Source organism: Streptodolium elevatio (assembly GCF_040649515.1).
Lineage (GTDB): Bacteria > Actinomycetota > Actinomycetes > Streptomycetales > Streptomycetaceae > Yinghuangia > Yinghuangia elevatio.
The window spans coordinates 1-26075 of the sequence record NZ_JBEZFP010000012.1 but is presented as its reverse complement, the minus strand read 5'-3'; the positions used below and the strand labels follow the sequence as shown (position 1 = coordinate 26075).

Annotated in this window: 34 protein-coding genes; 24 read left to right on the top strand and 10 right to left on the bottom strand. The window is 67.9% G+C overall.

Annotated features, from left to right (window positions below):
* Positions 1 to 27: 27 nt before the first annotated feature.
* Both AB0C36_RS06925 and AB0C36_RS06920 read left to right on the top strand, forming a co-directional pair.
* Entirely contained in the window at positions 28 to 1155 is a 1128-nt protein-coding gene (locus AB0C36_RS06925; RefSeq protein ID WP_358350351.1) for a peptidoglycan-binding protein, read from the top strand.
* Between the two features lie 28 nt (positions 1156 to 1183).
* Entirely contained in the window at positions 1184 to 1393 is a 210-nt protein-coding gene (locus AB0C36_RS06920; protein WP_358350348.1) for a DUF7439 family protein, read from the top strand.
* Between the two features lie 47 nt (positions 1394 to 1440).
* Here the strand turns inward: AB0C36_RS06920 and AB0C36_RS06915 are convergent, their stop codons facing one another.
* Positions 1441 to 1911, bottom strand: a complete 471-nt coding sequence (locus AB0C36_RS06915; protein ID WP_358350345.1) for a hypothetical protein — start codon at positions 1909 to 1911, stop codon at positions 1441 to 1443.
* A 172-nt stretch (positions 1912 to 2083) separates the two neighbouring features.
* Here AB0C36_RS06915 and AB0C36_RS06910 point away from each other — a divergent pair, with 172 nt between their 5' ends.
* The 20 genes from AB0C36_RS06910 (at position 2084) to nrdJ (ending at position 13685) form a co-directional block, all read left to right on the top strand.
* Positions 2084 to 2518 carry a hypothetical protein gene (locus AB0C36_RS06910; protein ID WP_358350342.1) on the top strand — a complete coding sequence of 145 codons (435 nt, stop codon included), beginning with the start codon at positions 2084 to 2086 and terminating at the stop codon, positions 2516 to 2518.
* 244 nt (positions 2519 to 2762) lie between these two features.
* A complete protein-coding gene (locus AB0C36_RS06905) occupies positions 2763 to 3059 on the top strand; it encodes a hypothetical protein (protein WP_358350339.1) in 297 nt (98 codons plus the stop codon).
* Positions 3050 to 4021, top strand: a complete 972-nt coding sequence (locus AB0C36_RS06900) for a hypothetical protein (RefSeq protein ID WP_358350337.1) — start codon at positions 3050 to 3052, stop codon at positions 4019 to 4021. Before AB0C36_RS06905 ends, AB0C36_RS06900 begins: the two co-directional genes overlap by 10 nt.
* 87 nt (positions 4022 to 4108) lie before the next feature.
* On the top strand, positions 4109 to 4600 hold the full coding sequence (locus tag AB0C36_RS06895; RefSeq protein WP_358350334.1) for a hypothetical protein: 492 nt from the start codon (positions 4109 to 4111) through the stop codon (positions 4598 to 4600).
* The gene (locus tag AB0C36_RS06890) at positions 4597 to 4797 is read left to right on the top strand and encodes a hypothetical protein (protein WP_358350331.1); all 201 of its coding nucleotides are present in this window, start codon (positions 4597 to 4599) and stop codon (positions 4795 to 4797) included. Before AB0C36_RS06895 ends, AB0C36_RS06890 begins: the two co-directional genes overlap by 4 nt.
* Entirely contained in the window at positions 4791 to 4934 is a 144-nt protein-coding gene (locus tag AB0C36_RS06885; protein ID WP_358350328.1) for a hypothetical protein, read from the top strand. The genes AB0C36_RS06890 and AB0C36_RS06885 overlap by 7 nt, the downstream gene beginning before the upstream one ends.
* 42 nt (positions 4935 to 4976) lie before the next feature.
* A complete protein-coding gene (locus AB0C36_RS06880; RefSeq protein WP_358350325.1) occupies positions 4977 to 5408 on the top strand; it encodes a hypothetical protein in 432 nt (143 codons plus the stop codon).
* Positions 5409 to 5629: 221 nt separating this feature from the next.
* Entirely contained in the window at positions 5630 to 6145 is a 516-nt protein-coding gene (locus AB0C36_RS06875; RefSeq protein ID WP_358350322.1) for a deoxycytidylate deaminase, read from the top strand.
* Positions 6082 to 6966 carry an AAA family ATPase gene (locus AB0C36_RS06870; RefSeq protein ID WP_358350319.1) on the top strand — a complete coding sequence of 295 codons (885 nt, stop codon included), beginning with the start codon at positions 6082 to 6084 and terminating at the stop codon, positions 6964 to 6966. Before AB0C36_RS06875 ends, AB0C36_RS06870 begins: the two co-directional genes overlap by 64 nt.
* A gap of 37 nt (positions 6967 to 7003) precedes the next feature.
* Positions 7004 to 7381 carry a hypothetical protein gene (locus AB0C36_RS06865; RefSeq protein ID WP_358350316.1) on the top strand — a complete coding sequence of 126 codons (378 nt, stop codon included), beginning with the start codon at positions 7004 to 7006 and terminating at the stop codon, positions 7379 to 7381.
* A complete protein-coding gene (locus AB0C36_RS43200; RefSeq protein WP_435838999.1) occupies positions 7378 to 7488 on the top strand; it encodes a DUF7215 family protein in 111 nt (36 codons plus the stop codon). Before AB0C36_RS06865 ends, AB0C36_RS43200 begins: the two co-directional genes overlap by 4 nt.
* 80 nt (positions 7489 to 7568) lie before the next feature.
* Positions 7569 to 7919, top strand: coding sequence for a CHC2 zinc finger domain-containing protein (locus tag AB0C36_RS06860; RefSeq protein ID WP_358350594.1), 351 nt, complete (start codon positions 7569 to 7571; stop codon positions 7917 to 7919).
* Positions 7801 to 8418: a toprim domain-containing protein gene (locus AB0C36_RS06855; RefSeq protein ID WP_358350591.1), complete on the top strand. Its 618-nt coding sequence runs from the start codon at positions 7801 to 7803 to the stop codon at positions 8416 to 8418. The genes AB0C36_RS06860 and AB0C36_RS06855 overlap by 119 nt, the downstream gene beginning before the upstream one ends.
* Entirely contained in the window at positions 8415 to 8741 is a 327-nt protein-coding gene (locus AB0C36_RS06850) for a hypothetical protein (RefSeq protein WP_358350313.1), read from the top strand. Before AB0C36_RS06855 ends, AB0C36_RS06850 begins: the two co-directional genes overlap by 4 nt.
* Positions 8738 to 9109 (top strand): hypothetical protein, encoded by a 372-nt coding sequence (locus AB0C36_RS06845; RefSeq protein WP_358350310.1) that lies wholly within the window; start codon positions 8738 to 8740, stop codon positions 9107 to 9109. Before AB0C36_RS06850 ends, AB0C36_RS06845 begins: the two co-directional genes overlap by 4 nt.
* The gene (locus AB0C36_RS06840) at positions 9106 to 9288 is read left to right on the top strand and encodes a hypothetical protein (RefSeq protein WP_358350308.1); all 183 of its coding nucleotides are present in this window, start codon (positions 9106 to 9108) and stop codon (positions 9286 to 9288) included. Before AB0C36_RS06845 ends, AB0C36_RS06840 begins: the two co-directional genes overlap by 4 nt.
* Before the next feature lie 200 nt (positions 9289 to 9488).
* Positions 9489 to 10688, top strand: a complete 1200-nt coding sequence (locus AB0C36_RS06835) for a hypothetical protein (protein WP_358350305.1) — start codon at positions 9489 to 9491, stop codon at positions 10686 to 10688.
* Positions 10685 to 11047 carry a hypothetical protein gene (locus AB0C36_RS06830; RefSeq protein WP_358350302.1) on the top strand — a complete coding sequence of 121 codons (363 nt, stop codon included), beginning with the start codon at positions 10685 to 10687 and terminating at the stop codon, positions 11045 to 11047. Before AB0C36_RS06835 ends, AB0C36_RS06830 begins: the two co-directional genes overlap by 4 nt.
* Complete coding sequence (locus tag AB0C36_RS06825) at positions 11044 to 11439, top strand: hypothetical protein (RefSeq protein ID WP_358350299.1); 396 nt, start codon at positions 11044 to 11046, stop codon at positions 11437 to 11439. The genes AB0C36_RS06830 and AB0C36_RS06825 overlap by 4 nt, the downstream gene beginning before the upstream one ends.
* A 122-nt stretch (positions 11440 to 11561) precedes the next feature.
* Positions 11562 to 13685 carry a ribonucleoside-triphosphate reductase, adenosylcobalamin-dependent gene (gene nrdJ, locus AB0C36_RS06820; RefSeq protein WP_358350296.1) on the top strand — a complete coding sequence of 708 codons (2124 nt, stop codon included), beginning with the start codon at positions 11562 to 11564 and terminating at the stop codon, positions 13683 to 13685.
* A 63-nt stretch (positions 13686 to 13748) separates the two neighbouring features.
* Here the strand turns inward: nrdJ and AB0C36_RS06815 are convergent, their stop codons facing one another.
* The 4 genes from AB0C36_RS06815 to AB0C36_RS06800 form a co-directional block, all read right to left on the bottom strand.
* Positions 13749 to 14414, bottom strand: coding sequence for a class I SAM-dependent methyltransferase (locus AB0C36_RS06815; RefSeq protein ID WP_358350293.1), 666 nt, complete (start codon positions 14412 to 14414; stop codon positions 13749 to 13751).
* Positions 14415 to 14614: 200 nt separating this feature from the next.
* Complete coding sequence (locus AB0C36_RS06810; RefSeq protein ID WP_358350291.1) at positions 14615 to 15064, bottom strand: glycine-rich domain-containing protein; 450 nt, start codon at positions 15062 to 15064, stop codon at positions 14615 to 14617.
* A 699-nt stretch (positions 15065 to 15763) separates the two neighbouring features.
* Positions 15764 to 16108, bottom strand: a complete 345-nt coding sequence (locus tag AB0C36_RS06805; RefSeq protein ID WP_358350288.1) for a hypothetical protein — start codon at positions 16106 to 16108, stop codon at positions 15764 to 15766.
* Positions 16105 to 16320: a hypothetical protein gene (locus AB0C36_RS06800; RefSeq protein ID WP_358350286.1), complete on the bottom strand. Its 216-nt coding sequence runs from the start codon at positions 16318 to 16320 to the stop codon at positions 16105 to 16107. The genes AB0C36_RS06805 and AB0C36_RS06800 overlap by 4 nt, the downstream gene beginning before the upstream one ends.
* 260 nt (positions 16321 to 16580) lie before the next feature.
* On the opposite strand from AB0C36_RS06800, the gene AB0C36_RS06795 reads away from it, so the two are divergent.
* Both AB0C36_RS06795 and AB0C36_RS06790 read left to right on the top strand, forming a co-directional pair.
* A complete protein-coding gene (locus AB0C36_RS06795) occupies positions 16581 to 17999 on the top strand; it encodes an NsdA family TPR-like regulatory protein (protein WP_358350284.1) in 1419 nt (472 codons plus the stop codon).
* A 40-nt stretch (positions 18000 to 18039) separates the two neighbouring features.
* On the top strand, positions 18040 to 18495 hold the full coding sequence (locus AB0C36_RS06790; RefSeq protein WP_358350281.1) for a hypothetical protein: 456 nt from the start codon (positions 18040 to 18042) through the stop codon (positions 18493 to 18495).
* Between the two features lie 71 nt (positions 18496 to 18566).
* Here AB0C36_RS06790 and acs read toward each other — a convergent pair whose 3' ends face one another.
* The 5 genes from acs to AB0C36_RS06765 all read right to left on the bottom strand — a co-directional run bounded on the left by acs (position 18567) and on the right by AB0C36_RS06765 (position 25981).
* The gene (gene acs, locus AB0C36_RS06785) at positions 18567 to 20546 is read right to left on the bottom strand and encodes an acetate--CoA ligase (protein ID WP_358350278.1); all 1980 of its coding nucleotides are present in this window, start codon (positions 20544 to 20546) and stop codon (positions 18567 to 18569) included.
* 106 nt (positions 20547 to 20652) lie between these two features.
* Positions 20653 to 21078 carry a hypothetical protein gene (locus tag AB0C36_RS06780; RefSeq protein ID WP_358350276.1) on the bottom strand — a complete coding sequence of 142 codons (426 nt, stop codon included), beginning with the start codon at positions 21076 to 21078 and terminating at the stop codon, positions 20653 to 20655.
* A 67-nt stretch (positions 21079 to 21145) separates the two neighbouring features.
* The gene (locus AB0C36_RS06775) at positions 21146 to 22900 is read right to left on the bottom strand and encodes an urease accessory protein UreH domain-containing protein (RefSeq protein WP_358350273.1); all 1755 of its coding nucleotides are present in this window, start codon (positions 22898 to 22900) and stop codon (positions 21146 to 21148) included.
* Positions 22897 to 24414, bottom strand: coding sequence for a tetratricopeptide repeat protein (locus tag AB0C36_RS06770; protein WP_358350270.1), 1518 nt, complete (start codon positions 24412 to 24414; stop codon positions 22897 to 22899). The genes AB0C36_RS06775 and AB0C36_RS06770 overlap by 4 nt, the downstream gene beginning before the upstream one ends.
* A gap of 70 nt (positions 24415 to 24484) precedes the next feature.
* Entirely contained in the window at positions 24485 to 25981 is a 1497-nt protein-coding gene (locus AB0C36_RS06765; protein ID WP_358350267.1) for a DUF4331 domain-containing protein, read from the bottom strand.
* Positions 25982 to 26075 lie beyond the last annotated feature (94 nt).

Sequence of the window (26075 nt, the reverse complement as noted above, 5' to 3'; positions counted from 1 at the left end):
GGCCTTCGGCGTTTCTGGAGGTCCCTCGTGTCTGTTGTCTATGTACGTCGCGCCGAGTGGGGCGCACCCGCAACGTCCCCCGCTGCGTCGATGACGTCGAGCCGAGGCGTCAAGGTCCACTACCTCGGCACGCCCTATTCGTCGCGTTCGCACGACCGATGCGCCGCCTATGTTCGCGACATCCGCGCAAGCCACCTGGCCAACAAGAAGGAAAACTACGTCGACATCGCGTACAACCTGCTCGTCTGCGAGCACGGGTACGTCTATGAGGGCCGGGGGACGCGCAGGCGCGGCGGCGCGAACGGTAGCGCACAGCTCAACCTCGACCACTTCAGCGTCTGTGCCCTGCTCGGCTCCTCGGGGCTGACGCAGCCGACGCCGGCCATGATCGAGGGCATCCGCTTCGCCATCGCCCTGTTCCGCGCGGAGGGCAGCGCCGGGCGCGAGATCCGCGGCCACAAGGACGGCTACAGCACCTCGTGCCCTGGGCCCGCGCTGTACGCCCTGGTGACCTCTGGCGCCCTGGAGCCGGGCTCGACCGGCGACGGTACGCCGGCCCCCAATCTGCCCTCGTGGGACGGGACTTCGTTTCCCGGCGCACAGGCGTTCGTCCTGGGCAAGAGCCACCCGGCTGTGACCCTCCTCGGTCAGCGCCTGGTCGCGCACGGCCATGGCGGCTTCTACAAGGAGGGACCGGGACCGACGTTCGGCGAGGCCGACCGCCAGGCGACTGCGGCGTTTCAGCGTGCGCAGGGCTGGTCGGGTTCGGATGCGGACGGGTACCCCGGCCCGAGCACCTGGGCCCGGCTGATGGCTGCGCCGGCCTCGACGCCCGCGCCAGCCCCCGCCCCGGCTCCGCCGCCTGTGCCGGTCGTGTCGCTGCGCGCGGTCATCAACTCGGCCAAGGCCGACCCGCCGAAGGCCGGCGTTCCGACGTCGAACTACACAGACGTCATCGTCGTCGAGCACGCACTTGCCGCGGAAGGTCTGCTGGACCGGGCCCGCGCGGACGGTCACTTCGGTTCGGACACGGTCGCTGCGTATGCGGCGTTCCAGCGTCGCCTGGGCTACAGCGGGGCCGACGCGGACGGAATCCCCGGCCAGACCTCTCTGAGCAAGCTCGGTGCCCGGCGCGGGTTCCGAGTCACCGCCTGACCCGTCCAATGAAGGAGGCTAGTCGCAAGTGACCAAGCAGGAAGCGAAGTTCAGTGGCGTTGCCGCATCCATCGTCGGTCTTCTGCCGACGCGGTATCGCTCGAAGGTAGGACTGGCCGCGGCGCTGGTCGGTGTCGTCGTGTCGGCCGTGGCCCTAGAGTCTGCCGACCATCCCGAGGTGGCGATCGTCATCCAGGCGCTGACCGCGCTCGGCTTCGTCGAGAAGCCCTCCGAATAGCGAGAGAGCCCCGCTGGCCTTAAGGCTGGCGGGGCTCTCTTCCTGTCTCACTGCTCTTCCTGCTTCTTGGCCTCGATCTCCTCCAGTGTGGCGAACCGAGCGCGGCCCCTGGTGCGGCGCGGGGTCGAGGTCTGCTTCGCTGCCGCCTTCTTGGCGGGCGTCTTCGCAGTGCCCCCCCGGGCCTTCTTGGCTGGCGCGGCGGGTCGCGCTTCAAGCGTGGAGGCGACATCGGGCACTTCGGGCTCAGTGGTGGAGTCCCGAGAGGTGCTGCCGGGGGTCGTCACGTCGGGCTCTGCCGTTGCTGGCGACGCGGGGTGCATCTGCACCTCGCCGATGACCTGGCCCTCGCTGCCCGTGTCCAGGGGCTTCATGCCGAGCTCCTGGAACAGGCGTTCGATAGCCTCGCTGTGCACGGCGCACAGATCCGCGGTGACTGTTCGACCATCACTCGCCGTGAGTGTGTAAGTGAGTGCTGGTACTCGGCGGTCAACATCACACGCCAGAACTTCAATCTTCACGGCGCCCCTTCGGGTATGTTGTAAGTGCAACACGTTGCACCGTATCGCATGAGCCAATTGTTACACCGCCCAAATTGATCTAGACCAGTACGGTGTGCAAGTGTGGCCGCGGTATCGATCTGCAAGACATAGCCGAGGGACGAGGCCAATGCCTGCAAGCAAGATCCAGAACGTGGACGAGGTCAAGAGGTGGTTCGAAGAGGGCCGTACGTATGCCTGGATGATCGAAGAGTACGAACGCAAGTACCACATCGAGACAACGCCTTCGATGTGGGGAAACTTCCGGCGCCGGCACGGGCTGGACCGGCGGAACGTCCGCGATGACGACCTGATCCCCTGGGCGGTGAAGATCGAACATCGCTGGCTCTACCCGCTGGCCATGCTCCGCCACGAGGCGCGCAGACGAGCTGGTCACACGCTGGACGAAGAGGACCAGAAGCGCCTGAACTCCTGGCACCAGATGCTGAAGGAAGAGCAGGTCGTGGTCCACTACGATCCGGACACGGAGGAAGGCTTCTTCTATGTGCCGCGCCTCCCGGGGGATGATGACATCATCCGCCGGCCGGCGCGGAAGACCACCAAGCGCGCGAACTCCAACAGGAGCTGACGTTCCGTCAGGCACTCCGCCGTACCGCAAGACGTAGGCCCCCCGTGCGGCAATCACGGGGGGCCTTAGTGCGTACATCGTACAGTAAAGTAGCTATTCGAACAAAGTTTCGAACGGGACAACCTTTGGCGGGTTCCGGGCGTCCAACGACTAGAAAGGCCCTAGTCATTCGCGGTTGACAGTGTCAGACCGCACGGCAAAGATGAACGCCGGTGAAACTTGCACACCTGGGGGTGGTGGTTGGATGAACCTTGGCACATCTACACACGCGCAGCGCAGTATCCCCGAGTACTTCACAAGCCATGACGGCTTGATCACCCTCCGCATCGACACGGAAGCATTCGACGCCTGCATCGACGCCCGTCCGGGCTACAAGTCGACAGTGATGGCAGTCATGATCCGCATTGCCGAGCGGCTCGGCCTCGAACCACTCGACGAAGACGAGTGCGAACCCGAAATCCTGGAGGACGGTACCATCCGCATCTACTGCGCATTGATCAACGGCGGGACTTCGCTGGAGGGGCTGCCCGTATGGTCCTGAATCTGGTCGAGATCCCTCAGCCCGCACCTACCCACCCGAACCACGCCGTACCGCGCGACGGTTGGGGTCGGCCGATCATCGTTCCGAAGGCTGGCGGCAAGCCGACAGGCCACACTCGCACGACGACCTTCATCGACTGCATCGAAGACAAGTCCAATCTCAACGACTGGGGCAAGCGGATGGTCCTGCTCGGCGCCACGAAGCGCCCGGACCTGATCGCGAAGGCCGGCGCACTAGACCCCGAAGCCGACAAGAAGCAGCTCAACGCGCTTGCCGAACAGGCGGCGGACGCCTCGGGGGCCAACGACAAGCGGGAGAAGGGCACGTACCTCCACAGCCTGACCGAGTACGCAGACCGCGCGGAGCCGCTTCCGCCCGGGGCCTCGGCCGCCGACCTGGAGGATATCGCCGCCTACATGATGGCCACGTCCGCCATGACGGTCGTCTCTGCGGAACAGTTCGTCGTCGTCAACCAACTCGGCGCAGCGGGCACCTTCGACCGGCTGATGAACTACGACGGACCCGGCCCCGACGGCGAGCGCATCACCGGGAACTTCATCGCTGACGTGAAGACGGGCGGCATCGAGTACGGCGCTCTGAAGATGGCGTCGCAACTTGCGGTCTACAGCCGCGGTGAGCTGTACGACCACACGTACTTCCCGGTGGACGCCAAGGACAAGAAGGCGCTGGCCGCCTGGAAGAAGCGCCAGTTCTCAGCCGAAGAGGCTGCGCAGGCGTACATGCCACTGCCGGACGTGAATCAGGAGTGGGGCATCATCATCCACTTGCCTTCGGGCACCGGCGTGTGTAAATTGCACTGGGTCGACCTGACGATCGGGTGGGAGCTGGCTCAGCTTGCGCTCACGATCAGGAAGGCCCGCACGGGCAAGGGCAAGGCGATGTTCCCCTTCCGGGGATTCGTCGAGGCGCCGGTGGTTGACACTGTCGGGCCGAGTGTGTAAATTGGACCGAACGAGAGGGGCTGCGAGTCGAGCCCCGACTTTTAGATCCAAGTGTGCTAATTGAACCAGAGGGAGAGCGGGTTCCTAGTGAGTGAAACGTCGGTCACGATCAAGTACGGCAAGGGCCACGACGACAGTTGGGTGGTCTTCCGGGGAACGCTCTCGGAGATCCGGGCCAACATCATGGAGTACTTCGGGATGGACCCGGAGAGCCAGCGGGGCCTGAGTCTGGACAGCATCGTCATCAACGCGACGAACATCGCACACAGCAAGGGCCTTCTCGGCTCGCAGCTCGGGGCAACGGTGACCCACGAGCAGCCCGCACCGGCACCTGCGGCGACGCCGAGTGAGGACCCGTGGGTGGCGGCCACAGCGAACCAGGCGCCTGCACCGCAGCCGCCCGCGGCGTCGGAGCCGAAGGCGGAGGACCCCGACGCCTACGTCATCGGCCTGATCGCACAGGCGACCACCGTCGAGGGCCTGAAGCGCATCTGGGCAGAGAACCAGGCCCTCTTCAACACCCCTCTCTTGGCGCGCTACAAGGAGAAGGGCAAGGAGCTCCAGGCGGCTGCCGCATGAGCAGGGTCACCATCGTCTCCACCGCAACGTATGCCTACGAGATCGAGGTGCCTCTCGGCTTCCTGGCTGACGAAGTCGAGCTGGGCGAGTCGATCACAGCCGACATCAGGGAAGCCTTCCTTGCCGGCGTCCCCCTGGGCGCCAACCTCCGGGACCTCCAGGTCACTACGACCGTGGTGGCGGAGCGGCCGTGGTGAAGAAGCTCGACTTCATCGCCATCGTTGTGGTCCTCGCGACCATCGCGAGCGGCCTTCTCATCTGGACCTCCGCCCCGTGCGGCCTCTGGTCCCTCAGCAAGGTCGGCGACATGCCGGCCCGCTGCCTCTCCAAGTAACCCTCAACGCATCACAGTTCACAGAACTAAGGAGAACGCTTAGTGGCTCTCGTTGACATCCCGGTTCAGGCTGGCGGCTGGTTCAAGCCCAAGGAGGCCGCAGGCGCGGTCGCCATCCTCCTGGACGTCCACTCCTTCGAGCGTCAGCGCCCCACCCCCAACGGGCCGAAGGACAGCATCCTGGCCGACGTGGCCGTCTTCCGCGACGATGCTTCGCTGGCGCTCGGGCTGCCCGAGGTCGCGAAGGGGCAACGGATCGAACAGACCGTCCTCGCGCGTGACTTGGAAACCGTCGTCGGGAACTCGACGATCGTCACCCTCGACCAGGTCCCGCCCACAAAGCCCGGTGCCCACCCGGCGTGGGTGTGGCGGCCGGCGACCGACGCGAAGGTGCGTCAGGCCGTCATCGAGTACATGACGGCGCGCGAGGCCGCCGCGGACGCGGCCGTGGCAGAGGCACCCGACTTCGACTGATCCAAGTGTGTAAATTGGACCGAGTGCAGAAGGGAGGTTGATGCGCGGGTCTCGACCCGCAGAAAGGGGTGTCCGATGGGATTTGTCTGTGGAGCGCGGAAGTTCCGCTGGTTCCGCGTGCATCGCTGCGAGCACGACGCTTCGCACGTGCAGGTCAGTAAGTGGCACTGCCAGTACGGCCCGAGGGGCTACATCTGGCGTGTGAAGGATAAGGAGCGTCGGTGAGCCTCCGACCTACCTGGGAGGAATGGGCCCTGGGCATTGCCGTCGCCGTAGCGCAGCGCGCGGACTGCACCCGAGCGAAGGTCGGCGCAGTCATCCTGAGCCGTAAGAACCGCGTGCTCGGCCTTGGATACAACGGCCTGCCGCCCGGCCTGCCCGGCTGTGCGACGGCGGACAACTGCCCGCGGGGTCAGCTCTCCACCGCGGAGTGCGCGAGGGATTCGGACTACTCGAATTGCCCGGCCACGCACGCCGAACGCAACGCTATCGAAGACGCGCTCGTCAAGGGCTTCTCGGCGTACGAGCTTCAGGAAGCGCGGCTGTACGTCACGCGCCGGCCCTGCCCGGCCTGCCTCACTCTGATCAACTCCGCTGGCATCCGGCGGATCGTCGTCCTCGACTCCGCCGACATGTGGCGGGTCGCCGCTCGCCCTCGAAGGGGGTCTCGTACGTGCTCACGGCTGGTCGGTCTCTGGCGCTCAATGCGGAGTCGGGTCGCGAACTCCCGCGGATAGAGGCGTTCGCGGACCTGTACGCGATGGGCGTCTGCCCGCGCCATGGCGAGGTCGTCATGATTGCTGGCCGCTCCGGCACGCAGAAGTCCGGCCTTGCGCTGTTCTGGGTCGCCCAGATGAACCTGCCGACGCTCTACTTCAGCGCGGACATGAGCGCGTTCACCGCCTCTTCGCGGCTTGCGTCGATGATGACGCGGGACACGACCGCGATGGTCGAGGCCGGCATGGCTGAGGGGGGACAGTTCCGGGCGGACTACCTCGCGGCCCTGGCCCATCTGAACCTGACGTTCTCCTTCGGCTCGCCGATCACGTGGCGTGCAGTGCAGGAGGAGATGGAGGCGTACGTCGAACTGTGGGACGCCTACCCGCAAGTGGTGGTGTTCGACAACTTGATGGACTTCGAGGGCGCGGAGTCGGACTACACCGAGCAGATGGCTGTGATGCAGGGCTGCACCGAGCTGGCCCGCGACACGGGCGCAACGGTGATCATCCTCCACCACGCGAGCGACAAGGCATGGGAGGCCAAGACCAACCCTTGGGCCCCGCCGAGCCGGGATCAGGTCAAGGGCGGCCTCAGCGAGAAGCCCGAATTGTCGCTGGCAGTCGCGCTGGACCCGACATCAATGGCGTACAACGTGGCGTGCATCAAGCAGCGCATGGGGCCTTGCGACCCGACCGCGTCGCGCTACACGACGATGATCTGCGAGCCCGAGTACACGCGCTTCAAGCGCGCGGTTCCTCGCGAAATCGTCCAAGCGGCGAAGCCCAGGCCGCAAGCCGAATGGTCCCCATCGCAATCAGTGGTCGACTCATTCGGATGACGTGTGCAAATTGGACAGACAAGAGGGGGCTGGGGATTTGAGCAGCAGCATCGCGGCGCGCAACAGGCGCAACAAGCGGAAGGGGGCGGACTGGGAGAGCGAACTCCGCGACGGCTTGAGGGCGGACGGGTTCGACATCGAATCCCTCCGCCTGGCCGGCAAGGAGGACGAGGGCGACATGGTCATCCGTACCGAGGACGCGAAGTTCCTGGTGATCGAGGCGAAGAACGCCAAGTTCGAGCCGGGCGTGTTCCTTGGTGAGGCGATCACCGAGCGCAAGAACTTCGCCAAGCACCGTGGCCTCGACCTGGAAGACGTGGAGTCCATCGTCGTCGTCAAGCGGCGCGGCAAGGGCTGGCGCCAGGCGTTCGTGCTCACGACCGTCGAGGACTACTTCGGCCTGGAGTCGCAGTGAATGACGATCCGAAGTGGGTCGACGCCTACTGCGACTTCCTGACGGATCCGGAGGCAGACATCTGCCTGATTGTCGCCATCGAAACGTACTTCGGGGTGATGCAGTGAGCCTCCGACGGCTGTACCTCAACACCGTGCACTCGGACTCGCGTTCGGACCCGGAGGGCAAGCCCACGCTCGAAGCGGTCATGCAGCACTACGGCGTGGACTTCAACCCGGCCCGCAACACCGGCATGGTCCGGTGCCTCCTCCACGAGGATCGCACGCCTTCCATGTCCTACCGCCTCGACGAGGGGCTGTGGAACTGCCACTCCTGCGGGGCCGGCGGCGACTCGTACTCAATGATCATGAAGAAGGAGGACACCGATTTCCGCGGAGCACGAGCCCTTGCAGCCTCACTCAACCTCGCAGAGGGAGATGCTGGAGGAAGCGGTGACGACCTATCAGGCGCACGTTACGGCCGACGTCGCGCGGTATCTCCTCGACCGGGGAATCGGTCGAGCGGAGGCGGCTACATTCCGGCTTGGCGTCGTCGCTGACCCGGCCCCGGGTCACGAGCGGTTCCGAGGCATGCTCGCCATTCCCTACCTGGACCGCGACAGCCGGCCGCTCACCGTCCGGTTCCGCTGCCTCCAGGAGCACGCCCACAGGGACCACTTCCACGGCAAGTACAACTCGATCAAGGAAGACCCCCCGCGGATGTTCAACGTGGGAGCGATCCACCGCGCTGGTGACGAAATCCACGTCACCGAAGGCGAGTTGGACGCGGTCATCCTGACCAAGCTCGGCCTGCCGGCCGTGGCCATTCCCGGCGCGAAGATGTGGTTCGGGCGCCACCGGCGGATGCTGGCGGGCTTCTCCCGCACATGGGTCTGGGCTGACCCCGACGACGCGGGCGCCGAACTCGTCAACAAGATCACCCGGTCTCTTCGGTCGGCCAAGGCAGTTCGCCTCAAGGCCGATGTGACCGACACCTACATGGCGGGCGGCGCCGACGCGCTGTTCAGCGCATTCGTACCGAAGGAGCTTGCGGCGTGACCGAGATCGAGACGACACCCAAGAAGGCTGGCCGCAAGCCCGACCCGATGACGCGGATCCTCAACGACCTGAAAGCCGCCATCAAGGGACTCGGCGAGTACGAGTCGAAGTCGTACGGCGAGGCGCGTCGCCACGTGCACGATGGCCGGGCGTTCGCCTGGGCGCGTGAGTACGAACGGACCGGCACGTTCGATGCGTTGCTGCTCGCCCACACCTTCGGCGCGCTGTGCGAAAGCGATGACCGGCAGCGCCAGCGCGATGTGCTGCTCGATGTGGCGGCCGTGGCCATCGCCAAGATCGAGAAGCTGGACGGTGGCCAGTGATTGTCGGCTTCGAGCTGTGCGACGAGAGCACCTTCGAGGACACCCGCGAGGCCATCTACCCCGGCAAGGTTCCGGAGGCCGGCGGAGTGCACACGCTGGTCGTCGAGAACGAGGACATGTACGTCCTCCACGAGCACGCCTGCCTTGACGAGTATGGCGAGCCGGGCTGCTTCGTCGTCTGGATCGAGGACCACGAAGGGCTCAACTGCTACTTCCACCACGCGGACCTCGTGGCCGGCGAGAAGGCCACGGACGGCCTGATCCCAGGTGAGTACCTGATCGACGCGCGGTCGGACGAGATCCGCGGCTTCGACTACACGGAGTACGAGCACGTCTTGGCGCTGCACTACCCGGAGGAGGCGGAGTGACCCCGAAGCACGGCGACCTGGTTCTCGTGGCCATGGGCGTGGACGACACCGAGCTGGCTCGATACTCCCAATATGCCCCGGAGTTCGAGCCCTGCTTGGAGTGGTTCGGCACGGACTACGCATCCCGCGTTGAGCACTACCCGATCGTGGCCATCGTCGAGGTCGTGCCGCGTGACTGAACTCCCCGGCACCCCAGGCCCTGCGCTCTCGTCCATCTGGGCCGAGCTTGGCGCCGAGGCCCGCGAGGCGCTGAAGGCTCATCTCCTTGCCGACACATCGGCCGAGTGGCTGTCGACGACCCTGGCCAGGCACGGCCACTACGTCTCTGCAACAACGATCCGCACGTACCGCCGGGCGCTCCGGCAGGAAGGGGGCATCAGTGAGCGAGCTGCTTGACGAGCTGCTGGCCAAGCCCGTGGGCCCAGCCGTGCAGCCCCGACAGACGGACCCCGCCCGGGACTTCACTAAGCAGATCGAACTCAAGGGCGACGAGGCCACAGTGACGATCCGGGGGGAGTCCTTCGAGGCCAACGAGGACGCCGCCACGGCCGTACTGAAGGGGCAGGGGCTCGACCCGGCCGAGTGGACCGTCGCCAGCTTCCGATCGTCCGAGTGGACGATGGCGAACGGCGAGACCGGTGTGTCCACGCGCTTCACCTTCGCGCGCCAGTGTGCTAATTGGACGGGCGAGCGTGCGTCGATAGACGAGCTACTTGCCGCCATCGACTCGACGCCGATCAACCTGCACCCTGGACTCCCGCTGCCCCCGGGTGAGCCGCACACGCTGATCGTCGCCCTCGGCGACATGCAGTTCGGCAAGGCAGACGGCGATGGCCCGGCTGGCACCCTTCAGCGCACGATCGACTGCCTGAACAAGGCGGCCGACCTCGTCATCGAGTACCGGCTGCGCTTCCGCATAGAGCACATCCACGTGGCATGGCTCGGCGATCACGTCGAGGGCTTCGTCTCGCAGGGCGGAGCTAATACGGCCCGCACGACGCTCACCCTGAGCGAACAGATCAGGCTCACGCGCCGCGTCATGCTGCACGCGCTTCTCCTGTTCGCGCCGCTGTGCCAACGCCTCACCATGGCCGCCGTGCCCGGCAACCACGGCGAAGCCGTGCGGATCAACGGCAAGGGCGTGACGAGGTACGACGATTCGCACGACACCGAGTCCCTGATCGCCGTCAAGGACGCCGCGGACCTCAACCCTGACCGTTTCCGCCACGCCGAGTTCTACGTGCCCGACACGGACGAACTGACGGTCGTCGTCGACTGCTCGGGGACTGTCGTCGCCCACGCCCACGGCCATCAGTTCCGCACAGGCAAGCACTTCGAGTGGTGGAAGGGCCAAGCCTTCAACCGCGAAAGCGCCATGCACCAAGCGGACGTGCTTCTCGCCGGCCATCTGCATCACGAGCTGATCGAGGCCGACGGCCCGCGCACCTTCATCCAGGTGCCGGCCCTGGAGAGCGAATCGACGTGGTGGCGGCATGCGAAGGGCCCCATCGGGGCCCCGGGCCTGATCGTCGCCGTAACCAAGGACGGGCGCGTCCCGGTCAAGGAGGTTGTCAGTTGAGCATCGTCGAACTTGCTACGACGGAGTACGCCAGCGCAGAACAGGCTTTTGCGGACTGGTCGGTTATGGACGACCCCGAGACTCTGAAGGTCGCCGAGCGGGCCGCACGGCGCCTCGCCGAGCAGTACGCCGACACGCGGACGATCGAGTACGAGGACGCCTTCCAGGAAGCCGTCATCATCCTCGCGTCCAAGCCGCAGATGGTGCGCGAATGCCTAACGGACCCGCACCTCGGATACGGCGTGCTGGCCACACGCCTGCACCAGCACCTCGTGATGAAGGTGCGCACCGAGGCGAGCCGTCGTACCCGCCTGACTTCATTCGAGACGAACTCGGCGGCCCTGTCGGAGGCTGTGTGAGCGGCGGCTACAACCGGGCCCTGGTGGAGCATCTGCTGCCCGCGGTGTGGGACAGCGAGGCGGCGTACGGCATGAAGATCGACACGCTTCCCGATGCAGACATGCCGCGCGGGTACCGCGACCCGAAGAAGGGTTCCCCGCTGTTCGCGCACCTGGCTGACGTCCGGCACGGCTACGTGCACGCGGACCTCACGCTGGTCGAGCGCACCTCTCTTGTTCTGCGGTACGGCCTGGACATGGCGTACGAGGAGATCGCGGCCACTCGCGGTGTGCGAAAGCAGTCGGCCCAGGAGGCGACGGAGCGCGCGGTCGGGAAGCTCACGGCTCACCTGAACGGCGAACGGTACATCGACGGCTACGACGCCGAAATCAGCTACGAGGACGCGGCCTAGGAAGGCGGAGGGCCTGGAGGCAATTCGGTCTCCAGGCCCTCTCCGCGCCATGGGGCCGGCTTTCTCAGTCGGCAAAACACATCCTGCCGGGCCCGTGGGCTTGGCATTGAGGAGCGGAAACGTTGAGCGAAACCCCCTTCGGCCCGACCGGGCAGACCGTGTACGAACGGACGTACTCGCGGACCAAGGCCGACGGCACGAAGGAAACGTGGCCCGAGACCGTCCGCCGTGTCGCCCAGGGGAACCTGGCGCTTGTGCACGGCCCGCGTGAGGGCTGGGATGCCTGTGTGGCGGCCGAGTACGAGGAACTGGTCTCCTATATGGACCGGTTCGCGATAATCCCCGCAGGGCGGCACCTGTGGGCTTCCGGTGTGAAGGGGAGGCAGTACCTCTTCAACTGCCACGTGGCCGGCTGGGGGGAGAAGCTGTCCCGGCACTTCGAGTTCACGTTCCTGCGCCTCATGGAGGGCGGCGGTGTCGGCTCGAACTACTCGTCGAAGTACCTGGAGCCGTACGGCGCCCCGCGCCGGGAACTCGACGTGCACATCGTGTGCGATCCGATGCACCAGGACTTCGACGAGATGAAGGCGGCCGGCCTCCTGTCGACGGAGTACGACTCCGACTGGGCCGGCGCCTTCGAGGTCGAGGACTCCCGCGAAGGCTGGGCATCCGCACTTACGGACCTGATCGACACGTTCATGACCGAAGACGAGGTCAAGCACCGCCAGCGCGTCTACGACGTGTCGCGCGTCCGCTGCAAGGGCTCGCGCCTCAAGACCTTCGGCGGCACGGCATCCGGCCCCGGCCCGTTCGCCCGCATGATGGCCGAGGTGGCACGCGTCCTGAACAACGTGACCGTGGATGTAACCGAGATCCAGATCTGGGGCTCCTTCGAGCCTGTGCGAACCAGCCGACACGGACACTTGAAGCCGACCGAGGCCATGGAGATCGACCACGCCATCGCTGAATGCGTCGTCTCGGGTGGCGTCCGCCGCTCGGCCCGCATGGCGATCTGCGCGTGGGACGACCCGCACGTTGAAGAGTTCCTGGCCTGCAAGCAGGACACCGGGAAGCACTGGACGACGAACATCTCCGTTGAGATCGACGAGGACTTCATCGACTACCTGAACGGCGACCGCGTCGACGACTTCGGGCCCGGCGGCGCCGAGTTGGCATGGACGGTGCACCGCAAGGTCGTCGAGGGCATGCTGCGCAACGGCGAGCCCGGGTACTGGAACTCCAGCCACTCCAACGTGGGCGAGGTCGGGCAGGTCATCGCCACGAATCCCTGCGGAGAGATCGCGCTCGAAGCGTGGGAGAACTGCAATCTCGGTCACGTCAACCTCGATGCGTTCGCACCGACCAAGAAGCACGGCCACTACGACAGCCAAGGGCTTTTCCGAGCGCACGAGCTCATGGCCCGCTTCCTGATCCGCGCCACCTACGGAGACGTGAACGACGCGGAGCAGGCCGGCCTGCTGGCGAAGAACCGACGCATCGGCGTCGGCCATCTCGGAGTCCAGGGCTTCCTGGCGAAGAGCGGCCTCCGCTACTCCGACGCCCCCGAGGCGGAAGGCTTCCACGCGCTGCTGACCTTGGCGCGTGACTCTGTGCGAGACACCGCGCGGGAGTACGCGTACTCGCTGCGGATCCCGGAGCCGGTGAAGGTGACGACGGTCGCCCCGACGGGCACGATCGCGAAGTTGCCCGGAGTAAGCGAGGGCATCCATCCAATCTACGGCCGGCACTTCCTGCGCCGCGTGCGCTATTCGATCACCGACGCGGCGCAGGCCAAGACCGTGGAGGAGTTCGCGGCGCAGGGGTACGACGTCGAGACGTGCATCTACGACCAGTCCGGCAACACGGTCGTCGTCACGTTCCCCACGAAGGACAAGCTTGTCGCCGAGGTTGAGGCGATGGGCTACGACCCGGCGATCGTTGAGTCCGCGGCCGAACTGAGTCTCGATCGGATGCTCGCCTTCCAGGCGATGTACCAGCGGGAGTACGCCGACAACGCGGTGTCCTTCACCGCCAACGTGCCCGAGGGCTTGGACCTTGAGCACACGATGGAGATCGTCCGCCGTTGGCTGCCTGCCCTGAAGGGCACCACGGTCATGGTCGACGGCACCCGTGCGCAGGCGCCGTACGAACGGATCACCGCCGAGGAGTTCGCCACGTACGAGCTGACATGCGTCGAGGACTCGACCGACGGGGACTGTGCCTCAGGGGCGTGCCCGATCCGCTGAGTTGTGCGAGAAGCCCCCCTGATGAGTTCCAGGGGGGCTTCTGCATGCGTTCGGGGCGGCTGCTCACCCTCCAGGCGGGACGACCGCTCGCACGAGGAGCGTGCCGAGGTCTTCCGGGTCGGGGGCTTCGATGATCTCAGCCTCGACGTTGAGGAAGCCGTAGTTACGCAGGATGCCGTTCCACATGTCGGGCGTGTAGAACCAGCGGGCAATGCCGCCCTTCTTGCCCTTGAAGCCGTTCACGTGCATGCCCTGCGCCCCGTAACAGCCCTCGACGGCAGGTGCTTGAGAGAAGGCGTACACCCCGCCAGGGTTGAGCCGGTCACGGACCAGCGGCACGAGTTCAGCGGGGTTTGTGAACCACGAGGCCGCCCACACCGAGTAGATGGCGTCGTACGTCTCGTTGGTCTCGGCCAGATAGTCGCGCACGTCTTCCAGCTCGAATCGCAGGTCGGGCACGTCGCCCCACATGCGGCATGCGCGCCCGTGCTGGACGGGGGAGATGTCCACTCCCGTGGTCCGCACTCCCTTCATGGCCAGGTACGCCGCATGCACCCCGAACCCGGAGCCCAATTCGAGGGCTGTGTCCGGTTGTTGCAGGAACCCCTCGTCGGGCCCGTGGTGGTCCCACTGTGTCCAGGAGAAGCCCTTGCCGAGCAATTCGTCGCGATCACTCTCGTCGAGGCTCGGGTAGTAGGTGTCCCAGTAGTCGGCCGTGCTGATGCTCATAGGCGATCCGCGCACCTTCGTTTCGGGGGCGATTCAGGCCCCGTATGAACGTCGACGCGGCAACGCTACTCAGGCCGATTCTTGATCGCTGGAGACTCGCAGAGATTCCCTCAAACGTGTTCTGACCTGCGAAAATGAGCGGGCGTGCCGAACCGGCGGCGCCCCGCGGAGCGTCGCCGGCCGGCGTGTTCAGTTGTGGATCAGTGGCACTTGGCCCCCGGGGCGCACGGCGTGCACTTCACCGCATCGCGCTCCCACAGCGGCCAGTCGATCTCGAAGCCGTGCTGCTGGATCACGGCTGCGGTGCGCATCACGGTGCCGTCGGCCTTGCGGTCGATCTCCGGGATGTGGTCGAGGAACCGGCCCTCGCCCATGTACCGCTCGCAGAGCGTTCGGTAGTTGGCGGTGTCGAGGATGAGCGCGTGCACGCCCTCGTCGATCAGCTCGCCACAGCCGATCTCCATGCCCGGTTCGATGTCCCAGGTCTCGAATGCGGTGATCAGGTAGGCCACGGCCTGGCCAAGGACGCGCTCGGCCATCACGCGGTCCCACAGCGGCTTGTCGCGCAACATCAGGGTGATGGTGCGCACCCACAGGTCATCGCCGAGGAGTTCCCTCGGGTCGCGCACTTGCACGTCGGTCACGGTCATGACGTATCTCCTCCCGGTCTTGGGTGGGTACGAACTGCCGAACCCGGCGCCCGCGGCTGCGTTGCGCCGTCGTGCGGTGGTACAGCCCGGCGAAGCACCCGTTAGGGGCCTGCGCACGGACGCTGAGGGCCGTAGGAGCTTGCCTACGGCGGGGTCAACTCGTAGGCGAGTTGCGCGAGTCCTGCGAGGACGACGAGGGCCGCCCCCGCGTTGTCGAAGTGGCGGCCTCCTCGTGCGCGGCTGTCTCCTGTCCGGGCACGGGCTGCGTCTGACTCGCGCTTCGCCGCAGCTCCTGAGCGGCGCGATATTCCTCGTAGTTCACAGCGCATCTCCTAGGCATCCGAGTCGGGGTGTGGTTGATCCTTGTCGCCAGCCGATGGGGCCCCCTGGGGCTCCTCCGCCTCCAGCCGTGCGAACGCCCTCATCCGCGAGGAGGTGAACGATTCAGTCGCCTGCTCGATCCGCTCTTCGACGGAACGTCGATCGGGCGTCGGTGTGGTCGTCGGGCCTGCGCCCTGTGCGCCTCGCGGTGCGTCTCGCACCAGGTGCGCGGCGAAGGTCTGCGTGTCTCCGGTTTCGGGGTCCAAGGCGCGAGCCACGCCGCGCTCAACGCCCAACAGAAACCCAGTGCCTCCGCCCGGCAGCAAGACACGCTGCTGGCGTGCTCGACGGGGCGGTGAAGGGAGCGGCGCATCCGAGTCAGGCTGCATGGGCGTCTCCTTCGCCGTCCTTCTCGGCCCAGCGCAGCAAGCCGTCACGTAGCAGCCTCAGTACGCCTGTATCCGAACACGCCTCGCCGTGCTCGCGACGTCGCCTCGCCTCGGCCATGACGGAGGCCGGCATGATCTCCTGGATGGCGAGCGCCAGTTCGCACGCCTCCATCGGCGAGGTGCGCAGAAAGAGGCTCCGTTCGACGTAGCGTCCGTCGACGCCTTCAATGGCCGCCCGCGGCCAGCCCAGTTCGATGGACCTGTTCGGGTACGGCAGTCCCGCCACGGTCTCCGGCGCCAGTGACGTCACTTCCACGCTGGGGGCCTTCGTCACGGCTTGACCACCTGTCGCCAGTTGGCCGCACGGACCGTCCATTCGAGACCGCCGCATTCGGGTCTCAGGTAGACGGTCCGCTCGCCACCGCGGCCCGTCACGTCCATCACCCGCTGGCGACCGTGCTCGAACGTCTCGACGATCGCACCGAGTTCGGGTAGGCCAAGTGGCTGGCTCGTGGAGGTCGGCGATTCTGCGGCCGACTTGGTCATCAAGTGCCCCCTGCATCTTGAGCTGGTGACAGTGCCCCGCCGGCCAGCGACTACAGCCGACGAGGCACTGCGCCTACGTGGTAGCTCAAGGGTTCGTTCGGGGGAGCCGGCCGCCCCTTGAGCTGCCCATGACCAGTCAAAGGGGACGTCGAGGGGCGTCCAAGCGCGTATGGGGTACCCACCTTGGGTGAACCCGACGGTAAGTACGGAGATCCCCGGCACACTGGATCTGGCCACCATTACCCGGCCCAGGGGGGCGGATGTCCGGGACAAGCATCGCCGACGTCATGCCGCGGCTGTTAGTCAAGCCGGAGATGATCGCCGCGTGCCAACGACGCGATTTCAGCGTCGTGTTCGCGGTGATCAAGTCGTCAGGTATTTCGGCGTCCGCCATCGCGAGGGCGTGCGAGTTGACGCCCAACCGCGTCAGCGACGTCATCAATTCGCGTCACGCCATTGAAAAGCTTGCGGTGATCGAGCGAATCGCTGACGGCATCCGAATCCCTGGGCGGATGCTCGGTCTGGCTGACCGCGCGTGGGAAGGTGCCCTCCCAGATGCAAGCAGCGGGAGTGGCGTCTCGCTCGTGTGGGATCCTCGGCAAGTCACCGACATGGTAAGGCGATACACAAGGAGCGATCTCGTGATGGACCGTCGGACTGCGGCGGTGGCAGTGCTGGCCGGCAGCCTCGGCCCGACGCTGGTCGAGTCTCTTGAGCGATGGCTGCGGGACGACCCGAAGGAGCAATGGTCGGGTCGTGCACGGGGGGTCGGCGAAGATGAGGTGTCCCAGCTTGAGCACGCTGCCCGCGTGTTCCGCCAGTGGGATCACCAGTTCGGTGGGGGCATTCACCGCAAGGCGGTCGTCGGGCAGCTTAGTGAGGTCGCGGACCTGTTGAAGGTCCCACATCCCCGTCGCATCCAACGTCGTCTGTACGCGGTCATGGCCGAACTGGCAGGCTCCGCGGCCACGATGTCGTGGGACTGCGGCATGCAGAAGACAGCCCAGGACTACTACCTCATGGCCGTCCAGTCCGCGAAGGCCGCTGGTGACCGGCCTTACGGAGCGAAGGTTCTAGCAGGACTGGCCCGGCAGTACCTGTACCTCGACCGCGCGAACGACGCCCTCGACATCATCAGGTTGGCGCGGGACGGGGCTCAAGGTCATGCGACCCCCGCGGTGATGTCCATGCTGCATACGCGCGAGGCATGGGCGTACGCGAAGCTCGGGCGTGTAGAGGCGTTCCGCCGCGCAACCGCCACGGCCGAGGACACGTTCGCAAATGCCGTCGCCACAGACGAGCCGCACTGGATTGCCTACTACGGGGAAGCCGAGATCGCCGGCGTCACTGGCGGTCGCTGGCTGGAGCTTGCGCGGTTCGACCCCAAGTACGCAGAGCCGGCACGGCGAAACATCACGCAGGCGATCGAGACGCGTGGTCGCACGGGCCTCCGAAGCCTCGCCCTGGATCGCATCGGCTTGGCCGAGGTGCTGTTCATACAGGGCGACCACAGTGCCGGGGTACGCGCTGCAAGCGGCGCGATGGACGTCGCGGAGCACACCCAATCCGGCCGCGTGGTCGAGCAGTTGCGTGGGCTTTACGGCTACACCGCAGCCCGAGCCTCGTACCCGGGCATACGCGACTTGCGGGATAGGATGCGGGATCTTCTCACGGCGTAGTGGAGATGGAGCCTTGCCAACTTACGGAATCACCGGGCACATGAACATCACCCCGGCCACGGCGCTCTTGGTCGCCGATGCCCTACGCCAACATCTGGCGGGAACCCCGGACCAGGAGCTGACCGGCGTGAGCTGTATCGCGCAGGGGGCCGATGCCGTTTTCGCTCGTGTCGTCTTGGAGCTGGGCGGACGCCTCATCGTGGTTCTGCCGTCTGAGGACTACCGACTGGCGAAGGTCAAGCCGCACTATCGCGAAGACTTTGACGCGCTCATCACCCGAGCGGCTGAGATTCAGACGATGCCCTACGCGACAGCGAACCGCGACGCCTACACCGCCGCCAACGAAGCTCTCGTCACACAGTGCGATGAGATGTTTGCCGTGTGGGATAGCGGCCCGTCGGGAGGGAAGGGCGGCACCGCTGACGTCGTCGAGTACGCGCGTTCGCTGGGCAAGCCTGTGCACGTCCTGTGGCCCGACGGAGCGCAGCGCGCCTAGCCTCTGAGCTGACTGCGAAGGACCCCGCACTGTCTGCCTGGACGGTGCGGGGTCCTTCGTCTGGCTGGGGCTCAGTCCTCGCTGGACTGGCTCTTGCCCTCACTCAAAATGAAAGAGATGCGACGCACGCTGTCCGGGTCCGTCAGCGTCTGGACGTCGCCCAGTTCACGGTTCTCCGCGACGTCGCGCAGCAGGCGGCGCATGATCTTGCCGGACCGCGTCTTCGGCAGCTCGGGCACGATCAGGACCCGCTTGGGCTTGGCGATCGGGCCGAGCGTCGCGCCCACGTGGTTGCGCAGTTCGTCGACGATGCCCTCCGCCTCCGCGGCGCTGCCGCGCAGGATGACGAACGCCACGATCGCCTGCCCGGTGGTCGCGTCCGTCGCGCCGACGACCGCCGACTCGGCGACCTTCGGGTGCGACACGAGCGCCGACTCGACCTCGGTCGTCGAGATGTTGTGGCCGGAGACGAGCATCACGTCGTCGACGCGGCCGAGCAGCCAGATGTCGCCGTCCTCGTCCTTCTTGGCGCCGTCGCCCGCGAAGTACAGGCCCTCCCAGCGCGACCAGTAGGTGTCCTTGAAGCGCTCGTCGTCGCCCCAGATCGTGCGCAGCATCGACGGCCACGGCTCGGTCAGCACGAGGTAGCCGCCGCCTCCGTTCGGGACCGGCTGGGCGTTGTCGTCCACGACGTCGGCGGCGATGCCGGGCAGCGGGCGCATCGCGGATCCGGGCTTGGCCTCGGTGACGCCCGGCAGCGGGCTGATCATCATCGCGCCGGTCTCGGTCTGCCACCACGTGTCGACGATCGGGCAGCGGTCGCCGCCGATGTTCTTGCGGTACCACATCCACGCCTCGGGGTTGATCGGCTCGCCGACCGAACCGAGGACGCGCAGCGACGACAGGTCGAACTTCGCGGGGATGTCGTCGCCCCACTTCATGCACGTGCGGATCGCGGTGGGGGCGGTGTAGAGGATCGTGACGCCGTACTTCTGCACGACCTCCCACCAGCGGCCCTGGTGCGGGGTGTCGGGGGTGCCCTCGTACATGACCTGCGTGGCGCCGTTGGAGAGCGGGCCGTACACGATGTACGAGTGGCCGGTGACCCAGCCGATGTCGGCGGTGCACCAGTAGACGTCGGTCTCGGGCTTGAGGTCGAACACCGCGTGGTGGGTGTACGACGCCTGTGTCAGGTAGCCGCCCGACGTGTGCAGGATGCCCTTCGGCTTACCGGTGGTGCCGGAGGTGTAGAGGATGAACAGCGGGTGCTCGGCAGCGAACGCGCGCGGGGTGTGCGTGTCGGGCTGCGCGTCCACCACGTCGTGCCACCACACGTCGCGGCCCTCGGTCCACGCGACGTCCTCGCCCGTCCGGCGGACCACGAGCACATTGCGTACGTCGGGACACGACGCGAGCGCGTCGTCGATGGCCGGCTTGAGGGCGGAGGGCTTGCCGCGCCGGTAGCCGCCGTCCGCGGTGATGACGATGCGCGCGTCGGCGTCCTGGATGCGCGACGAGACGGCGTCCGCCGAGAAGCCGCCGAAGACGACCGAGTGCGGCGCGCCGATGCGCGCGCACGCCAGCATCGACACGACCGCCTCGGGGATCATCGGCAGGTAGATGGCGACGCGGTCGCCGGCCTCGACGCCGAGCCCGGTCAGCGCGTTGGCGGCCTTGGAGACCTCGCGCTGGAGCTCGGCGTACGTGATGGCGCGGCTGTCGCCCGGCTCGCCCTCCCAGTGGATCGCGACGCGGTCGCCGAGGCCGGCCTCGACATGGCGGTCCACGCAGTTATAGGCGACGTTGAGCTCGCCGTCGGCGAACCACTTCGCGAACGGCGCGTTCGACCAGTCCAGCGTCTCGGTCGGGGCGGTCGCCCAGGAGAGGCGCGCGGCCTGCTCGGCCCAGAAGCCCAGCCGGTCGGCGTCCGCCGCCGCGTACGCCGCGGCCGTCACATTGGCCGAGGCTGCGAGCGCGGGGGGCGGCGGGAAGCGGCGCTCCTCTTTGAGCAGGTTGGACAATGCGTCGCGGTTCTCGGCTGCGTCACTCACGCGTTTTCCTCCGTCAAACAGACTTTGCGTGACATCTTCTATCGCCTGTAGCGAATCAGTGACGGGGCGGGGCTGACAAGGGGCCGAAAGAAATTGGTTTAGACCTTTAGGGGGCCGCTGCCTCCAGGTCCTCCATGGGCTCCGCGGGAGGCTGTCCACTGCCCCCGAGCTCCGGTGCGATCAGCCCCGGATCGGCGCCGAAGCCGAGGAAGAGATCGGCCCAGCGCTTGTCCAGGTCGGTTGCCGCCTTGCCGTCGCAGAAGGGCTTCAGGCCGTTGGCCGTGTAGTGGCGGAGCATCTCGAACACCTTGCCGGTGTCACCCTCCTCCTCCGACGTGTACTCGACGCCGGGCTCGTTGCGCTGGTGCTCCTGGCAGGCGGCGGTGCCGGGCGCGGGAGCGAACGCGCCGTCCCCGGCGGCGGGTGCGGCCTTCTTGCCGCCGCCTCCGGAGCACGCGGTCAGCAGGGCGAGGGCGGACGCCGCGGCGGCTATGGCGAGCCGTCGCCGGATCGTGCTCGTGGTGCGGGTCATGGCTGTTTCCTCTCACTGGAGCGGACGGGTGGGATCCGGTGCCGTGGTCGTCCCGGGCAGGGCCGGTTCATCCGAAGGCGGAGGGTGAAGACAGTCCGCGCCACGCGAGGACGAGCCCCACGGCGACGACGAACAGGGCGGTGAGGGCAGGTGCCCGGCGCAGGACAGGCCGGGTCGGCCGGGCGAGGCGGGAGGTGCCGGGCAGGCGTCGGCGTACGCGCTCGCGCACCCGTACGAGGAGCAGCCCCGCGGCGGTCAGTACTGCCGCCATGCCCAGGCCGTACGCCAGCACGAGCAGCACGCCGAAGGCGGTCCGGCCGAGAGCGATGGCACCCAGCAGGACGACGAGCGCGGACGGGCTCGGTACAAGTCCGCCGGCTATGCCCATGCCGACCAGAAGGCGGCGTCGGGGGCGGGCGGTCGACGTCTCGGGACGTGTCGCAGGCACGTGAGAGTGGGCCGGGGTCTGGGCGTCGGCGTGCGTGTGACCGTGCTCGGCGGTGTGTCCGGCGGCACTGGGCTGCGCGCCGTGTCCGTCGTGGTGCGGCGCGGCAACGGCCGCTGCGACGAGGACGCGTTCGTGCGTGTGCTCGTGCGCGTGGCCGTCGTGCGCGTGGTGGCCGTCGCCGTGCCCGTGCAAGTGACCGTGTTCGTGCGCGTGGCCGTGCCCGTGGATGGGCCCATGGGTGTCCCCGTGTGCGTGCGCGTGGCTGTGGGCGAGCCCCTGGCCCCGCAGCGCCGCGCGCAGCAGGCTCACCCCGACCGCCACGACCAGAACGCCGCTTGCGGCGCCCAGGTAAGCGATCACCGTGTCGCCTGTCAGCGATGCGGAACCGGTCAGCAGCAGCCCCAGCACCAGGACCCCCGCAGTATGTGTCAGCGTGACCGTCGCTCCCACGGTCACCGCGTCGCGTACGCCCTGCCGCCGCCCGTCCGCACCCCGCAGCGCCAGGTAGGCGGCCATCACCGTCTTGCCGTGGCCCGGCAGCGCCGCGTGCGAGGCACCGAGCAGCAGGGCCAGCAGTACGGCCGCGACACCCGCGCCCACCGTGATGCGGTCGGCGCCGACCAGGTTGTCGAACGTGTCCTGCACCGCGCCGTACGCGTCCTCGACGAAGCCCGGGAGCGGCCCGTCCGGCGCGGCCGCCTTGCCGGGCGCCGCATCCGTACCCGGACGCGTTTGCAGATCGATCGCACGTACGTCGAGCGGGGAGCTGAGCAAGTCCGTCGGATAGGAACGCAGTTGCGCGCTCGGACTGACCCGCGGCGTACCGTCGTCCGGCAGTGCGACGCCGTCTCCGACAGCGGTGAACTCGCGCCACCCCACGCGGTCGCCGAGGTGGGAGGTCGCCACCTTGAGCCGGGCTCCCCGCGTGAGGTCCACCGGCGCGGTCAATTCGCACTCGACTCGGGTTGTGGCCAACCCGCCGCTGCCGCGCGCCTGTTCGGCGCGGGCGGCGATGACGCGGACGGAGGACGGGCGGTCGTCGACGGTGATCCGCAGGTCACCCGCGACGCCTGCGCATGTCCGGCCCGCGTACGCGGCGAGTTCCGCGGGTACGGCGGTGCCGTCGCGGTCGGTGTCGATGCGCTCCCGCTCCTGGAGCGTCGGGATCTCGGCGAGGTCCACCACCGCGAAGTCGTCGACACGGTCCGGCCGCACGGTCAGCCCGTGGTACTGGTTGACGCTCAGGTTCCCGAGCGGGTGCGCGGACGCGGCCGGACCGGCGGCGAACTGCCCGGTGACGGCCAGCGCGAGGGCCCCGAGGACGACGGCCGCGCGCCGCCGCCATGTCCCGGGCCCGGTAGCCGTGGATGTCATGCCGCACCTCCGCGCGCCTGCGCCTGCGTCTGGGTCTGCGCCTGCGTCTGTACCTGCGTCTGGGTCTGCGTCTGCGTCTGCGTCTGGGTCTGCGTCTGCGTCTGGGCTGGGACTCCGGCTTGCGCCTGCGCATCCGTCGGCTGTGCCTGCCGGGCGACGGCCGCCTCTACGGCTGCCAAGTGCCCGACCGGCAGCGGGTCGCGCCATCCGCCGGAGACCGCGCGCCGGGCGTACTCCAATGCCTCGCTGTCACGGCCGTTGCGGTGGAACGCCCATCCGAGCGCGTCCGCCGCGAAGACGGACGGCGCGCGCTCCCACTCGGCCTCGGCCCGCCGCAGTGCCTCGGCAGGGTCGCCGTGATCGGCTTCGAACTGCGCGCGGGCGAGGTCGTCGCGTGCTCCGTTGGCCTCCAGGAGGGCGAAGGACGCCGCGGCGAGGTCGTATTGCGCACGGGCTTCGGCGGGGCGGCCGGTGGAGTCCAGGAGTTCGCCGTACTCGACCAGGAGCCCCGGCACGGGCAGCGCGGCGGTTGCGGCGGCGTACTCCGCGAGCGCCTCGTCGCGGCGGTCGACTGCCGTGAGCGCGGCCGCGCGTCCCGCGCGCAGGGCGGGGTCACCGGGTGACGCGAGCAGCCCTGCGTCGAAGTGGGCCACCGCGCCCGCCGGATCGCCGGTACGCCGGGCCAGTTCGCCGAGGTAGCGACGGCAGAACGCGATCTCGTCCGACGTCGCCGCGATCTCCAGCGCGCGTTCCAGCGCGGCTTTCGCGCCGGCCGTGTCTCCTCGCAGTTCGAGGTCGTAGCTCGCCCGCGTGAAGGACGCGACGGACGGGCGCAGATCAAGCATGCGCTGTACTGCGGCCGTCGCCTCGGCGGCGGCTCCCAACTGCGTCAGTGCGTCCGCGAGAGCCCCGTGGGCGGCCGCGTCGAAGGGCTCCGCCGCCACGGCCCGCGCGGCGAACTCCCGTGCCGTCACGAAGTCGTGGCGGGCGTTCGCGAGGGCGGCCAGTCCGACGAGCGCCGGTACGTGCGCGGCCGAACCGGGCGTGCTCGACGCGAGCGCCCGTGTCAGCGCTTCCTCGGCACGCGGGTAGTACGCGGGGTCGCCGGTCACGCGGGCCTGCTCGACGTACGCCGCGCCCAGCGTTGCCAAGGTGCGTGCGTCGTCCGGGGCGTTCCGCAACTTGCCCTGCGCCGCCGCGATCACGGCGTCGAGCGAACCGCGGCCGGAGGATGCGTCCGGTACGGGCGGCGCCGCGGCGGAGGGCGCCGCCGGGGCCGACCTGCCGTCCGGGAGGGTCAGCAGGGCCGGGACGCCGGTCAGGAGGGTCGCGGCGGCGGTGGTCGCGGCCAGCAACCGGAGCGCGCGCGTGCGGCGTTCGCGCGGAGGCGCGTCGGGCTGTGCGGCGGACTGCGCGCCAGGCCGTGCGCCAGGATGCGCGTCGACCGGCCCGCCGGTCCGCGTGGTGGCACGGTCCGTACCGTCGGACGTTGTGGTGGTCACCTGCTCGGTCATGCGTGCTCCCCCCAAGGAGCCCGGCCGGGGGCGGTCGCCCCCGAGCCGGTGTCCGTCGAAGAGAGTCGGGTCAGCTCTTGGGCAGCGCGCGGTTGACCGGCCAGTACTCCGGCAGTCCCACGTACGGGAACGAGTTGCCGAAGCCCTTGTTGTTGACGTCGACCATGTCGCCCTTGGCCAGTGCCGGCACGAGCTTGCCGGTGGCCGCGGCGCCTTCCAGGGCCTGGAGTTCGATGTCCAGGACGTCGTCGGTCAGCCTGCGCCCGTTCGGGAAGCCGGCCAGGTCGCCGCCGAGCACGCCGAGCCTGTTGGGCTTCGCGGCGGGCGGCACCGACATGTTCAGCCGCAGTTCCTCCGCGGGCACGAACTTCTTCGGGTCGACGTCCTTGTTGAGGAGCTGGGAGTTGAGGTCCGCCTGGATCGGGCCGTTGGTGGCCTTGGCGATGCCGGTCAGGAAAATCTCCACCAGGTCGGCGCGCGGCGTGGCGGGGGCCTTGAGGCCGTAGATCTTCTCGATCAGCTGCGGCACCTCGGGGTTGTTGACCCGGTCGACCAACTCGGGCACCTTCGCGTCCTGGTCGGGAGTCAGGGCGTTGAAGCGGTCCTTGAGCGCGGCCGGTACGACGACCTCGTTGACCAGCGGGTTGCCGAGCCGGGAGACCTGGACGAACTTGCCCCAGTCGCGGTTCTTGCCGTCCTCGGTGACGATGTCGAAGCCGCGTCGCTCGGTGGTGCTCCAGATGCCGATCACCGGGTTGCGGGCCGCGTCGCCGTTCAACGCGAGGGTGTCCTTGGGGAGTTGCAGCACGATCGTGTTGACGTTGTAGCCGGCCACGGTGTCCTGGCCGACCTCGCTGAGGTCGCCGCCGTACAGCAGGTCGAAGACGCGCAGGTCGAGGAAGAAGGGGTCCTCGGTCTGACCCGCGAACACCTTGCCTCCGCCGGGCACGTCCGTGAGCGCCGCGTCGCGCAGTGCGCCGTAGTTCGGCATCGACGCCTTGCCGACGTTGGACGGCGCGGCGACCGCGTTCTCGACGAGCTTGCGCGGGGCCTTGCCGGGGCGGATCTCCTCGACGGTGTACGTCTGCCGGAACAGCAGGTTCTCGTCGTCGAGCGAGGTGACCGGCCCGTTGTTGTACAGGAACGTGCTGGTGCCGCGCTTGTCCTGGTTCTTGAAGGTGAAGCGGTACGTCACGTCCGGCTTCGCGTCGCCGTCCGCGTCGACGTTGAGGTTGTAGCGCGCGTCGGCGGCGAACGGGTAGAAGTTGGGCCCGCCGTTGGGCTCCTGGAACGGTACGAAGTTCGCGATCAGCGTGACCGAGTCGGTCTTGTCGGGGCTGACGAACGCGTACACGTCGGTGTTGTCCAGCTGCGGGCTGGTGGCGATCAGCGGCGCCTCGCGGTGGCTGGACGCCCCGGCGGGGCCGCTGCCCGGCAGGGCGACGGTCGCGGTGGCGAGGAACGCCCCGGCGCCCAGCAGCGCGACGGCGGGTGTCAGGCGCCGTCGCGGCGCGGATATGTGCGCGGCCGTGCCGGGACGTCCGGCCGTGCCGGTGGTACGGATCATGTCGAATGTGCCCCTTCGGTCCTGGGGACGGTTCCGCGGGCGCGGCCGCGCGGGGGGGGGGGCCGGCCGGGGGGGCCGGGGGCCGCGGGGCGCC